The 12,068-nt window shown below is 34.8% G+C and carries 13 protein-coding genes and 1 pseudogene; 9 read left to right on the top strand and 5 right to left on the bottom strand.

What is annotated here, in order from left to right:
• Positions 1-223: 223 nt before the first annotated feature.
• Together ABMY35_RS13600 and ABMY35_RS13595 are read right to left on the bottom strand one after the other, a co-directional pair.
• Positions 224-1,018, bottom strand: coding sequence for a hypothetical protein (locus ABMY35_RS13600; protein ID WP_349286684.1), 795 nt, complete (start codon positions 1,016-1,018; stop codon positions 224-226).
• A 784-nt stretch (positions 1,019-1,802) separates the two neighbouring features.
• Positions 1,803-2,324 (bottom strand): annotated as a pseudogene (locus ABMY35_RS13595) (IS110 family transposase); the annotation flags it as partial.
• Positions 2,325-2,615: 291 nt separating this feature from the next.
• On the opposite strand from ABMY35_RS13595, the gene ABMY35_RS13590 reads away from it, so the two are divergent.
• Together ABMY35_RS13590 and ABMY35_RS13585 are read left to right on the top strand one after the other, a co-directional pair.
• Positions 2,616-2,987, top strand: coding sequence for a hypothetical protein (locus ABMY35_RS13590; protein ID WP_349286683.1), 372 nt, complete (start codon positions 2,616-2,618; stop codon positions 2,985-2,987).
• 100 nt (positions 2,988-3,087) lie between these two features.
• Positions 3,088-3,489 carry a hypothetical protein gene (locus ABMY35_RS13585; RefSeq protein WP_349286682.1) on the top strand — a complete coding sequence of 134 codons (402 nt, stop codon included), beginning with the start codon at positions 3,088-3,090 and terminating at the stop codon, positions 3,487-3,489.
• A 100-nt stretch (positions 3,490-3,589) separates the two neighbouring features.
• On the opposite strand, the gene ABMY35_RS13580 is transcribed toward ABMY35_RS13585, so the two are convergent.
• Positions 3,590-3,751: a hypothetical protein gene (locus ABMY35_RS13580; RefSeq protein WP_349286681.1), complete on the bottom strand. Its 162-nt coding sequence runs from the start codon at positions 3,749-3,751 to the stop codon at positions 3,590-3,592.
• A 527-nt stretch (positions 3,752-4,278) separates the two neighbouring features.
• Positions 4,279-5,247, bottom strand: a complete 969-nt coding sequence (locus tag ABMY35_RS13575) for a dihydrodipicolinate synthase family protein (RefSeq protein ID WP_349286680.1) — start codon at positions 5,245-5,247, stop codon at positions 4,279-4,281.
• A 357-nt stretch (positions 5,248-5,604) separates the two neighbouring features.
• Here ABMY35_RS13575 and ABMY35_RS13570 point away from each other — a divergent pair, with 357 nt between their 5' ends.
• From ABMY35_RS13570 to ABMY35_RS13550, 5 genes are all read left to right on the top strand, one after another.
• Complete coding sequence (locus tag ABMY35_RS13570) at positions 5,605-5,982, top strand: hypothetical protein (RefSeq protein WP_349286679.1); 378 nt, start codon at positions 5,605-5,607, stop codon at positions 5,980-5,982.
• 74 nt (positions 5,983-6,056) lie between these two features.
• A complete protein-coding gene (locus ABMY35_RS13565; RefSeq protein WP_349286678.1) occupies positions 6,057-6,737 on the top strand; it encodes a hypothetical protein in 681 nt (226 codons plus the stop codon).
• On the top strand, positions 6,737-7,102 hold the full coding sequence (locus tag ABMY35_RS13560) for a hypothetical protein (protein ID WP_349286677.1): 366 nt from the start codon (positions 6,737-6,739) through the stop codon (positions 7,100-7,102). The genes ABMY35_RS13565 and ABMY35_RS13560 overlap by 1 nt, the downstream gene beginning before the upstream one ends.
• 83 nt (positions 7,103-7,185) lie before the next feature.
• Positions 7,186-7,368, top strand: a complete 183-nt coding sequence (locus ABMY35_RS13555) for a ribosome alternative rescue factor ArfA (RefSeq protein ID WP_349286676.1) — start codon at positions 7,186-7,188, stop codon at positions 7,366-7,368.
• A gap of 41 nt (positions 7,369-7,409) precedes the next feature.
• Entirely contained in the window at positions 7,410-7,700 is a 291-nt protein-coding gene (locus tag ABMY35_RS13550; RefSeq protein WP_349286675.1) for a YciI family protein, read from the top strand.
• Positions 7,701-7,744: 44 nt separating this feature from the next.
• Here ABMY35_RS13550 and ABMY35_RS13545 read toward each other — a convergent pair whose 3' ends face one another.
• Complete coding sequence (locus ABMY35_RS13545) at positions 7,745-9,859, bottom strand: winged helix-turn-helix domain-containing protein (protein ID WP_349286674.1); 2,115 nt, start codon at positions 9,857-9,859, stop codon at positions 7,745-7,747.
• Between the two features lie 199 nt (positions 9,860-10,058).
• On the opposite strand from ABMY35_RS13545, the gene ABMY35_RS13540 reads away from it, so the two are divergent.
• Together ABMY35_RS13540 and ABMY35_RS13535 are read left to right on the top strand one after the other, a co-directional pair.
• Positions 10,059-11,243 (top strand): serine hydrolase, encoded by a 1,185-nt coding sequence (locus ABMY35_RS13540; RefSeq protein WP_349286673.1) that lies wholly within the window; start codon positions 10,059-10,061, stop codon positions 11,241-11,243.
• A gap of 103 nt (positions 11,244-11,346) precedes the next feature.
• The gene (locus ABMY35_RS13535) at positions 11,347-12,000 is read left to right on the top strand and encodes an outer membrane beta-barrel protein (RefSeq protein ID WP_349286672.1); all 654 of its coding nucleotides are present in this window, start codon (positions 11,347-11,349) and stop codon (positions 11,998-12,000) included.
• The last annotated feature ends 68 nt before the right edge of the window (positions 12,001-12,068 follow it).

Below are 12,068 nucleotides of genomic sequence, written 5' to 3'. Positions count from 1 at the left end.
ATACCTGACTCAGCTTCTTTGATCATGCTAACAATTTGGGTTTCGGTAAACTTGCTTTTTCTCATCGTAAATTTTCCTATTTAAGTTAATGGAAAATTCTACTTATAAACTGTTTCATTTTTTGGGGTAGTTACACATCAGCCGCCATAGCAAAAATGGCACGGTAAAATATATCTGGGTGATGTTGTGTGATACAACGCAGTTCATGGAGTTGAATTCGTGCTCAACTTGTATGGCAATAAACTTCAAAAGGAATATTATTCTCACTAAGAAAATGTTTGATCTCTAGTGAGCTTTTACCATAAAAATCTTTTTTTATTTCATCGAGCACATATTTGTTAGGTTTAGTAATACACTTTAATTTTGAGATATGCTCAGCTCTAATAATACAGAAGCACTCGTATTCTTCGTGGTTAAACAACTTTTCAATATTTGAGCCTAAATCCTGAATTATGAAAACTATATCTCCGTTGGGTTTTTCTTGAACGGTTAAAGTGTTATGTGTGCCGTTTTTAATTTCTTGGTGTATTATTTTATGATGATTGGAGTTAAATGCTCTATTAGGGTGAACAGCTATGCTTTTTTTGCTTGTACCAGTTTTTTTAAGCATGCTTTTTTGGTTGGAGAGGAATAATTTCAATGCAGGTAAAACAGAGTAACAACCTTTAGGGTAAAGTCTAATCAAACCTATGCCTAGTCTCCAAAAAACATATCTAAAAGAGAAGTAGTTAAGCTTATAATGTATGCTTATGTCATAAAGATCTTCATTACTACCTTCTTCTTTTGTTGAAATTTTTTTGATTAATTTTAGTTTCTCCAGTTCATCTAAGTCTGATTTTAGTTTTTCTGTTGTTCCGATGTCTATTCTATTACCTGAAATTTCTAGCCAACTATATAAACAGTATGGTGGGTAGCCAAAATCCTCTAAACGATAAACAAACTCGTTCAAACGATGTGCTTTAACAGCCTTGCTAAGATTGTTGATTAGAGTTTGATGTTTTTCTGTTACTTGGCTCATGTTGACGTTTTTGCGAATTTAAAAGCACTACTATTCAACATATTAATAAAAAAATGTTATTCAATGATATGTTTTTTTGACCAACAACTGATTTTTTATAAAAAAATGTTTTGCACTTTTTTCAAAGTTGAACGGTTTATAAACTGAATTTCCTTTAACCAAAGTATGAAAACTGATTATAAGAAATTTAAGCTCAAAGAAACTAAAGTTATTAGCATAAGAGAAGTGGCGTATGGAATAGGTACTTTTATATCTGAGTTTTAATAAAGTGATATTATCGTATGTTTAGTGTTTACAAAAAGTGTTGAATTCGGGTATAGGTTAAACAGACGCAGCGTAAGGAGAAGTAATAATTATTGCAATTTCAATAAGATGCTAATTTTTTTTACAAAATTGAGAAACCAAGAGTTGGCAGAATATTAGTACATGTTGACTGGTATTAGGGGGCGTGGCTTACACGCGTAAATATATAACTGAAGAGCCGGATGCGATAGTTCCGCATGTCCGGATTTGTATAGGTCGCTCTACTATGATAGTACTCATGTAGGTTCAGATGCCCAAAGAAGTATATATTTTTAGGTGCTTTAGTTACCTTTTTCATTGTATTTTTAGTAGCGAAGTTTACAAGTATCGTTGAACTCCTGTTCGCTAAAAACGATTCTGAAAAGGGCATCCGACTACAATCAGATCGTTTAGCTGATGAAAGGTTAAAGAGTGATGGCACCAATTTGACGCTTTCCACCCCTCTAGTGTTCACTAGGCACAAGACCAAGATGACTCATGAGTTTCTGAATGACCAGTCTGCAGTGCCTGAATAGTTGATATTGTGCGAAGAAGCAGTGCCTTTAGCTGATATTTGGCACCTTTTAAGTCTTTCATTGCAAACTCTCGAGCGCGAGATAAATCACGAATAGCTTCACCTTTCGGCTCAAGTACATTATTAGGAGTTAAGTCTTCAGATTTAAATAATTTTGCCAGTTAGAGGGGCATCACGTTTTCGGTTATTACACGCTCTCTAGGCCTTTTGGGAATAAGTTAAGGGACAACCAAGTAGCAGCAATGGCTAAGAGTAGTGATTAAGTGATAAATCCAGTATTAACAGGGGTCAGCTTCACAAATGAAATGCAGAGTTGGATTAGAGTATTTAGATTAAAATTGCCTAATAAGTATTTTTTAATAGCGATTTAGCAGAAGAAATGAGACCGAAATGTATGGGTTAAGCGCCGCGATTGTCTTCGATATAGGCAACTTCTATGAACTCTTTATGAGTATCTAAGCCAATGAAAAGCTTGTTATGATTATTCATACTAGCATCTGCATTTAGTTATTTGACAAACTAATTATGGCTCTGGCTTTAAGTTACCCCTCGAAAATGTGAAGGCTAGCTCCGTATGGGAGTCGTTATGTCTATGTTAAAGTTAAGTTCAGTTTAGAAGCTCACATGCGAATATATTTTTATGCGAGTGAATATATATTGCGAATTTACTAAAAGAGCTTAAGAAGTACCTATTACTTTCAATATGGAAAAGTTGGAATAATAACTTATTGTTATTTGAAATGGTTTTAGCTTCAAACTCATTTGATTACAGAGTGAAAAATGAATACTTTTTTTGACATAGAAAAGCTCGACATAGTTATTGCTCTTTTATTGATTATCATTGCGACAAGTTTCTTTAAATTCATTTTTAATGTAATTCACCGAAACTTATCTGGTACAAGTCAAGCACAAACAATCAATATTTTAATAGATAAAGGGTATTATGATGTTGCGCTTCGTAAATGCGAAACGTTCATATCTAAAAGACCGTGTGATGCAAATCTGCTTTGGTTAAGAGCTACTTTGTACTTTAAGTTAGATAAAAAAGATAAAGCGATGTCTGAATTTCAAAATTTGATTAAAACTGAGCCTCTATGGAAAGAAGATGCTCAAAAGTATATTGATGTCTTGAACGATGAACTTCAACGTTAAATTTAAGGGTTTTACGATTTAAACGAATAAAATCAGAATATTATTAATATTTTGCACTTTTAAATATAGGCTTCTTTTAAAACAGAACATGGTGGCCTTAATGAACAAAGATACTGAAAGCTTAACAAATTTTGGGTTTGTAGATTTAGCCCTGGTGTTGATTTTTTCTTTGCTGATTATACAAGCAAAAACACCCGAAACAGCGATCAACCTCAAAGTGGGTCAATTTGAACCAATAGCCTATTGGGGTAAACGACATACAACTGCTTTTAAAGTAGAGCTGACTTCTGATGGGTTTATCAATTTTAAAGGTGAGAAAGTACGTTTTAATCTAAGCGATATGTCTCGTATTCAAAAGTATATTGAAAATCGATTGGCGGAGTACCCAACTGATAGGGCATGGATGTTTATAAGCGATAGTGTTGAAATGAAATATGTGATGCAGATTTCAAATTTATTCAATAAGTTTGGCATTTACCGTCTTGCTGTTACTAGTTTATAAAATTTTATTAAGGAGAGTAGAGTGGGGAACTTACTATTTAAGGAAAAGCTAGTTTTAACTTTGTGTTGTTGTATCAGCTTTATTTTCTTTTATGCAGGTTTTATAGGTTTTTTATTAGTAATAGCTCAACAAGTGACTTAGCTTTAGCAATGGGCGCTGCAATTACAATTTTTATTGTGGGGTTAAACTCTAAGTTTTTTTCTTTGCCTTTAAAATCTGCTTTTTCAGAAACACCGAAACCCATATTCTTAAAACCTAGCACACTAAACTTCTTATTGATAAGTGGCTTATCCTTGAGTGTATTGGGTTTGATAACTAAATATATGTTATGAAAAACCTAATGCGTTTACCCTAGGGGTTCATAACTAGATGGTTATTATGAGCCTTTATGTATTTTTTCGCATATAAACTTCAATTCTGAGTAAAAACAAAGTATCAAAGTTGCTGTGCATTTTTCAACCAAACATAAGGTGAGCTAAGAACAGTCCTTTAACTCTTTTAGTTGTTAAGAATATTGCGAAGTCACTTCATTTTTGCATTGAGACCTTAGGGCTTAAATTACTAGAGCAATACGATGACTGTATTAAATTGAAATCAGGGACTCATGAAATCATTATGTTTGAAGGCACAAATAAAGCGACTGAATACGCACATGGCTATAATGCAAATTCTACTTTATTATTTACTGGTGATGACTTAGACAGTCGAATTAAAGAGATGAAGTCTTTTGGTGTTCTTATACTATATAAAAAGCTCCAAAATAGAGCTTTTTATATAACTCTATGAGCTTTACTCAGCTAAACCTAGCAATTCAAGTCTTTCTTTAGCCAGCAAGTATCTTGCTCTAACATCTTCAATTTGTTCTTGAGTCAGTTTCTTTCCAAGTGTGCGTAAGCCGCCTTCAGCGTCATTATGGTTAACACCAAATGCAAACTTTAAGTACTCTAGAAGTAATGGTTGGGCATCTAGGTATGAAATAGAGTTCATTGCTTGAGAAATTTTGTTCGCTTCTGCCCATTGCCCTTTATTTACATACTCTTGCATCGTAACGCTTGCTTTAGGGAAGATACAACCAACACCAGTAATACCACCGCATGCACCAGCAAGACCTGCGTGTACGGTAACAGTATCGACACCAGCAAGTACTTTTAATTCTTTGTTTTCTAGCATTAATGTTTCAATGACTGATACATCAGTAGTTGAAATTTTAAGCGCTGTTACTTCTGGTAAAGCTGCAAGTCTCATTAATAATGAAGTTGATAGAGCGTGGTAGCCAGCGGCATCTGGATTATTATATGGCATGATCGTTACGCCAGCTTCTTTAGCTGCAGACGCTGATAACGCGTAATAGTCATACATTTCATCATCTGATGGCGTAGCTTCGGTTTTTGGCGGCATAACCATAACAGTATCAACGCCTACTTTTGCGAGCTCTTTTACGATATCGGCTAATTCTTCTTTTGTTTCTGCCGCTGCACCACTAATTAAAGGTACATTAAATTCTTTGGCTACTTCTGAAAGAGAAGCAAGTAAAGATAAGCGTTGTTCATTCGTTAAATAGCTATTTTCGCCAAGTGTGCCAGAGCCAACTAAACCGCCCATTCTGGTTCCTGCTTTACCTTCAACTCTTAAAATATCTGCAGCATACTTTTGTGTTGCTGCTAGATCTATTTCTAAAGCGCCAGACTCAGACTCTTTTAGCCATGTAAAAACGGCTGGCATAACCGTATAACGCCAATCTGTACTATTTGTTTCCATCGTAATACCTTAAAGAATAAAAAACGTATCATAAATAAGATCGTATAAAATATACAATTGATTGTAACACCTAAATTGCAATCAGCAAAGTATGAGTTTTATTGACTTCATTCTTTAGAACAAAGTACCTACTTAGAGAATGTTTAACGTTCGACTGTACTTAAAAGAATATGAATAAAAGCAGAAAGTTAGCGCTTGTTGTTTTTGTGTGTTTTGGAAAGAAAACTTTTCTAAATATTTATTATTAGGTACATTGATTAAAGATAACATTCTATATAACTATTAGATTTAGACTCATACAATCCACTTTTATTTTGGTCTTAGGTCGAGTTTTAATTAATTCATAAAGGAGTAAAGATGAATACTTTAATTTTTTCAGCCGGTATTTTGGCGCTATTAACGGCATTGGTTCATATAATTGCAGGTCAGATTGAACCGGTTAGACCTTTTCTTAAATCTGAATTACCCGATATACCAAAAGCAACCCTTTTAGGCTGTTGGCATATGGTATCTGTGATGCTTGTTATTTCAGCAGCTGCATTCTGCTTTATTGGTTGGTTTAATTTTGTTGAATTCCAAAATCTTGTGATTTTACTATCTGCAAGTTTTGTCTTTTTTTCTGTCGTGTTTATTGTGGTTGGGTGGTACTTTTTTAAGGCGCGTACATTCATTAAGTTACCGCAGTGGTTACTCTTGCTATCAATCGGGTTATTGGGTTTTCTGGGGGTAATTTAGTACTCGCAGCATACTTTATTTGCCTATCTAAAAATTTTATATGTTTGTTAGTTCAAAATAATAGAATCTTCATTATGAATACATTTTCAAAGCCATTTAGCAGAGTGCAAACTTGTGTACTTGCTTTTATGTTCTTTATTTTACTTTTGCCTATTTTATTAATTCCCTTTGGGCCATATTTATTTTTATATTGTTCTATATTTTTTTTCTTGTTACCCGTACTCGAATCATTTTTGCTAACACCTTTGTACAGTCGTATTGGTAGGTTCACTTACCTTTCACCATTGTTGATATATATAGAATCAAATCGTGAACTGCATTTACATATTGGCTCTATCTATGACTACTTAATCAATATAGAGCGACATGAATATGGACATAAAGCGCATCTTAAAGTTTTAAAAGGGATTTTAGATGGCTTAAACGAGTTATGTGCACGCACTAAGCAGGGCGAACTTGAACAAGAAAGAGCAATATTTGCAACGTCGTATTTTTTTAACGCTAAAAGCGCCAAAAAATTGGGATTTAAAGAGGATGAAGCGAATGATTTAGAAGTGTTTAATTTATATCTCTCATATTTTTCATTAGCGATCAGACTCAGCATAATTAAAGGTAAATTAGAATACCCTAAACTAAGTGAGATAAAAAAGATCCGAACGACTGCTGGTGAACTACTAAAACACAAAGACGCAATCGAAAGAATGCTTTCCCATGTTGAAACTCGTCTCAACAGATTAAATGACGTTAAACTCTAATGTCAAAAATCGCAATTCGGCGCTTATTAAAAGATATTTCTAAACACTTTCCTGAGGCTGTTCCGTTATTGGAGCAGCATGAAAAGTGGGCCTATACCTATAGATTTGAAGCTTTTTCTGAGTTGACCAATCAAGCCTTCATTTCAGGCGATATCGATAAAGCTATATCTTATTTAAATTACATGAGTAAAAAATTTGAGTCGGCTTCAAATATCGAAGCTGAATATATTGATGTCTATTATGTTGAGCACTTGTTCTTTTCTTGCACTGCTGAAGCCATTGATTTTGGCTGGCCATTGGTCCCTAAAAATTTACAGCAGCTGTACATAAACTTTCATGGTGGCGCACCAAATAAAAAACTTTAAATTGATTAAATATTGATTGTTTTTACAGTTTTTTTATATACGATAGCCGAGTCGAAATTAACTCATTTTTAAAAGAGGAATTGATGAGTAAAACTAAAAAATATCAACACGACCATCAACGTGGTGAGATAAAAGATAATGCGATTAAGGCGCTTGTGACGAGCGTGTTGTTTAAGAGTAAAGTCGAAAAGCCTAAAAAAGGTAAGGGCAGTTATCAACGTAGCAATAAACATAAAGGCCGAGAGCCTTACCTTAAGGCAGCCTAAGCTTTAAGATAAGGTTTTTGTTCTATAGATAAGGATTTTCTATGTTTATTGTGTCTTTAAGTTATTGTGCACCGCTTAGCGTCATTGATAAATACATTCCAGAGCATAAAAAGTTTCTAGAGAAGCAGTATGGCAATGGTAACTTTATTTTGTCAGGCCGCAAGAACCCAAGAACGGGTGGTGTGATCATTTCTACAATTAAAGATAGAAAGCAGTTAGACAAGGTAATTGCGCAAGACCCATTCTTTATTGAAGCTCTTGCGCATTATGAAATTACAGAAATTTTACCAACCATGGCTGCGCAGCCATTGAAGTTTCTTCTCCAAGATTAATCCGTTTTTTAAATAAGTATCTTAAGCATTTTAGTTTTAAGTACTTATTTAGCTAGTAGTAGTTCTACCACTTCTTTGTTGGCAACTTGCCTTTTTGTCACTAACAGTTTGTTGTTCTTTATATCTGTAATATTTTCGGTGTTCTTTGTAAGTGTCTTAATAGTCTCGAAGTCTTTAGTTTGTATGTCATAACACCAAGCTTGATTTTGGTTGTTTATGCCGTAAATTTTATTATCACGGGTGAAGTAACGTTTGTTATCACCACCTTGTATATTAAGTGCGGGAATAGGTTGATACTCTATCGCGCTAGAAATCCAGAATCTATCCATGTGATCGGTGAGTACAATCGCACCGGTATCCGTTTTTGTTGCCCAGTTGACACGCTTGTCTGTCAGCTTTTGCACTACGCCTGAAATTAAATCTACTTGAGCCAGTTTTTTCACTCCATTGAACTGTGCAAATACCAATGCCGAGTTTTTATTATCGTCCCAGTGTAATAATGCAAGTATGGGTAAGCTTGTCTTTATTGGTGTTTGTACTTTATCTAAAGAAATATTAAATAACGTGCTATTTGCGTTCATTAATATACTTTTACCATTGCTCGACCATTTCATACCAGTGATATAGCTGTCTGTTGGTAACTGACTCAGTTGCGTAGTCGTATTTTGATTTGTTACCCAAACTTGTTCGTCACCCGAACGTTCTGACTCAAAGGCAATGTAATTGCCTTTTGGTTGATACACTGCACTATTTTCACCTGTATTTGACCTTGAAATAACACTAGATGAACCATCGTTTATATCGACTACAATTATATCTGTATCATACACCCCTTTTATAACCAGGCCTCTATCACCATCAGGGTGAAACATTGGACTTGAGAAAGGCTTGTCAACGGGAATACTAATATTCTGTATTTCGCCATCAAACGTCATTGAAAACAGTTGTCTACCTGTACTAAAAATTAATGTGTTTTCAATTGGAGAAAAGTTAGGGCGAATAAAACGATAACCTGTAATTTCTGGAGGTAAAAGAATTGGATGGCTAGAAATCAGCTCGCCGTTAGGTTTGATGAGTTCTATATAGTATCTGCTATCTTCCTTAATACTCGTGACTGCAAGTAAATCATAGGTTGGTGAGTAGTCGTAGTGGTAAACAAAGCCATCATGGATCACATTGGTTTGGCTCTGATTACTTTCAAAACTCACCAGTTGCCAAAGCTCAGTGTGTCTTTGCATTAGCGCAATATTACCATTGTTCATCCAATAGGGTCGTCTAATCTCTGAGTTTTTGCACTCTAGGATTAAATCCATTTCCTGCGGTGCGTTTAAGGCTTTTTCGAAATCTAAACTCATAAGTTGATAGCATTTTTTCTGCATAACAGGTTCAGCACAGTCAATGGTTCGGATGACAATAATTTTCTTCCCGTCTTTTGAGAAGCGTTGTTGTCCATAGATATCCATATTTTTGGTGAGTTTATATTCTTGCTGTGTTTCTAGGTTTTTCGCCCAAATATCGTTAATACATTCTTCTTCTGAGTAGCGATGAAAAATAATGTACTTACCATCTGGTGAATAAATACTGGCTAATTCTTTGCCGTCTGTTGCGGTGAGGGCGCGTATTTGTCCTATGGAAAAGGGTTTTGATGGTTGTGAAGTGAAGTAATAACCACTTATTAATACAAGAATCAATAATGTAAATATAGACAAGACGTATGTAATGTTTAACAACGGCTTATTAGAGTTTTTTGCAGAGCTATCGCTTTGAGCTATTTTTTTATCACGGCCTATAAGTACGTCTTCAGGATCTTGCTTTTGGAAGTGTATTGTTTGTTCTTCTTTGGTGAGCCAATGTACGTTTTGCTCTAAGCTGTAACCTTGTTTTGCATGGGTTTTAATATAGGTTTGCTCTTTACCATCATCACCTAATGCTTTTCTGAGCTGGGCGATACTGCGTTGTAATGTATTAGGTGAGACAACAGTGCCTTTCCAAACGTTATCTAATAACTCGTCCTGACTAATCACTTTGCCTTGATGTTTGGCTAAATAAGTAAGAACGGCGAGGGCTTTTGGCGGAATGATTTGTGGTTTAGTGTCTTGTGTAATTTGATTGCGCGAAAGGTCGATAAGGAATTCGCCAATTTTATATTGCTCTGCCATGCCAGCTCGAAATGCCAATTTGAATTAAGTTATTTATGAATAGATTACCTTTGGGCTTTTCAAAACGCAATTCTCTAACTATCTGATATACATGCTTTTAAAAATTATCAGGTAAACGTCAGTATAAATTCATTGTCAGTTCATGTGTTTTTAAATGTTTTTAGTAGCTTTGTTGTACAACTGACTAAAAGGAGGCTGTATGAGTCTTAAATCAAATTTAAGCATTACTTTAATCGTTTCTATGAGCATTTTATCTAGTAATGCGATTTCTGATGAACTTAATAAGAACATTCCGCTCGCAAGTAAAGCCGAGCAAACTATGTCATTTTGGGATTTACCCTATCTTAATAATGCCTATATCAGTACAAAACCAGAAGATAGAGGGGATGGTTTAGTCGTAGGTGATTTATCTAAAGTTACTAAGAACAAAAGTGCAATCCTTCAATTATCAAAAGACATTCAGTCAGGAAAGTATGGCTTGTATGACAGTTTACTTATCAGCCACAAAGGTAGATTGATTTATGAATCTTATTACCGTCGTTCAAGAGTAGATTTACCGACTGGGCAAGCCTCTGCGACAAAAGCCCTTACGAGTCTTATAGTTGGTATCGCAATTCAAAAGGGACATTTAACACTAGACGATTTACATAAACCATTAATGAGTTTTTTCTCTGACTTAGATTCGAGTAAATTTGTGTCTGGTGTTGAAAAAATAACGCTTCATAAAGCGCTTACAATGCGTGGAGGAATTAAAATTGATCAAGAAACGATTAAAGAGATTGAAAAACAGCCTGATAATCTGAAAGGCAAAAAACATATACAAGCCATTTTTGAAAACTCTAAAGCGATTACTGAAACGTCACAAGCCTATGCATATGGTAATTTAAATGATGTGCTGGTAATGCAAGTCATTGATGCTGTTGTGCCTGGTGGTGCAGAGCAATTTATTAAAACCGAATTGCTTGATAAGTTAGGCATTAAAAATTATCAATGGAGAGAGTCTATCAGTGGGTTACCCACTGGCGGATATGGTGCCAAATTCACATCAAGAGACATGCTAAAATGGGGAAGCCTATTACTCAATGATGGTCAGTGGCAAGGTAAGCAACTTGTTTCTAAAGCGTATTTAGATAAAGCCACTTCAGCCATTGTTGACCCGCTTGATACTTGGATCCCCGAAACCTTTATGTATGGCTACTTTATTTATCAGACGGATATTTCGATAGATGATAAACAGTTTAAAGCTAACTTTGCATGGGGCGGTGGTGGCCAATATGTTATTTCAGTCAAAGATCTTGATTTGGTTGTTGTGATAAAGGGCCACGACAGAGAAGATAGAATACTCGATGCCGCTTTAAACACGGTTTTACCTGCATTTTTATAAAGTTTTATAAGGCTACATAAAGTTGAATATTTTTATGTAGTCTTTCAATTATTTGCATGATAAGTGTTATCATTATCGGCCAATTTATATCTTTAAGGCTGTAATGAACAAATATCTTTTTGGACTCGTTTTCTTAGCATCAAATTCATTCGCGTCTTCTACTCCTTCTTTTACGACTGAGTTTTTAATCGGGTCTTCTTCTCATAAGCTCCACGCATCTCAAGACTTTGATATAGGACACAAACGCTCTTCTAGTAATAACTCAACTTCTCATGGTATTAGATTTGGTCTACCTATTTCGGAATATTTTTCGGTTGAGTTATCTAAGCATTTTTATGGTGAGGCAGATCATTCGTACATACTAAAAATACCTTCAGGTTTTATACATGATTACGTATTCAAATCTATCCCTGTTAGCTTACCAATCGAAACAAACGCGCTTAAATTTGGTATTAAGGGTCATGTAAATATTAATGCAAAACTGAATGTAAATTTGCGAGTTGGTTTAGCGAATTGGCGTTATAAACAGTATTCGCCAGCTATGTTAGTCATAAATGATATCCAAGAACAAAACCACAGTGGAAGAGACGTATATTTTTCAGTGGGCTCTGAATATGTAGTTTCAGATAGTATTTATATAGGTTTTGAGTACTCTCAATTCAGTATTAAAGAAACCGAACAGGGAGTATATACCGCTGATGTCAGTTATTCCCATAAAATAAACGACTTATCTTTAGTGTTAGGCTGGGCTTTTTAAACTCAGCTTCTAAAACAAACAAGCTTCAATAATATAAATCATTATATTATCTCATCTACTATCCACGC

Origin of the sequence: Pseudoalteromonas sp. BZB3 (assembly GCF_040104455.1) — a bacterium.
Taxonomy (GTDB): domain Bacteria; phylum Pseudomonadota; class Gammaproteobacteria; order Enterobacterales; family Alteromonadaceae; genus Pseudoalteromonas.
The sequence above is the reverse complement of the archived record's forward strand: the minus strand, read 5'-3'. Positions and strand labels throughout refer to the sequence as shown.

What these genes read in the sequence shown, in the direction of transcription:
- ABMY35_RS13585 (WP_349286682.1), top strand. Translation starts at nt 3,088, where the DNA reads ATGAACAAAGATACTGAAAGCTTAACAAATTTTGGGTTTGTAGATTTA.
- ABMY35_RS13590 (WP_349286683.1), top strand. Translation starts at nt 2,616, where the DNA reads ATGAATACTTTTTTTGACATAGAAAAGCTCGACATAGTTATTGCTCTT.
- ABMY35_RS13600 (WP_349286684.1), bottom strand. Translation starts at nt 1,018, where the DNA reads ATGAGCCAAGTAACAGAAAAACATCAAACTCTAATCAACAATCTTAGC.
- ABMY35_RS13570 (WP_349286679.1), top strand. Translation starts at nt 5,605, where the DNA reads ATGAATACTTTAATTTTTTCAGCCGGTATTTTGGCGCTATTAACGGCA.
- ABMY35_RS13565 (WP_349286678.1), top strand. Translation starts at nt 6,057, where the DNA reads ATGAATACATTTTCAAAGCCATTTAGCAGAGTGCAAACTTGTGTACTT.
- ABMY35_RS13540 (WP_349286673.1), top strand. Translation starts at nt 10,059, where the DNA reads ATGAGTCTTAAATCAAATTTAAGCATTACTTTAATCGTTTCTATGAGC.
- ABMY35_RS13535 (WP_349286672.1), top strand. Translation starts at nt 11,347, where the DNA reads ATGAACAAATATCTTTTTGGACTCGTTTTCTTAGCATCAAATTCATTC.
- ABMY35_RS13560 (WP_349286677.1), top strand. Translation starts at nt 6,737, where the DNA reads ATGTCAAAAATCGCAATTCGGCGCTTATTAAAAGATATTTCTAAACAC.
- ABMY35_RS13545 (WP_349286674.1), bottom strand. Translation starts at nt 9,859, where the DNA reads ATGGCAGAGCAATATAAAATTGGCGAATTCCTTATCGACCTTTCGCGC.
- ABMY35_RS13550 (WP_349286675.1), top strand. Translation starts at nt 7,410, where the DNA reads ATGTTTATTGTGTCTTTAAGTTATTGTGCACCGCTTAGCGTCATTGAT.
- ABMY35_RS13555 (WP_349286676.1), top strand. Translation starts at nt 7,186, where the DNA reads ATGAGTAAAACTAAAAAATATCAACACGACCATCAACGTGGTGAGATA.
- ABMY35_RS13575 (WP_349286680.1), bottom strand. Translation starts at nt 5,247, where the DNA reads ATGGAAACAAATAGTACAGATTGGCGTTATACGGTTATGCCAGCCGTT.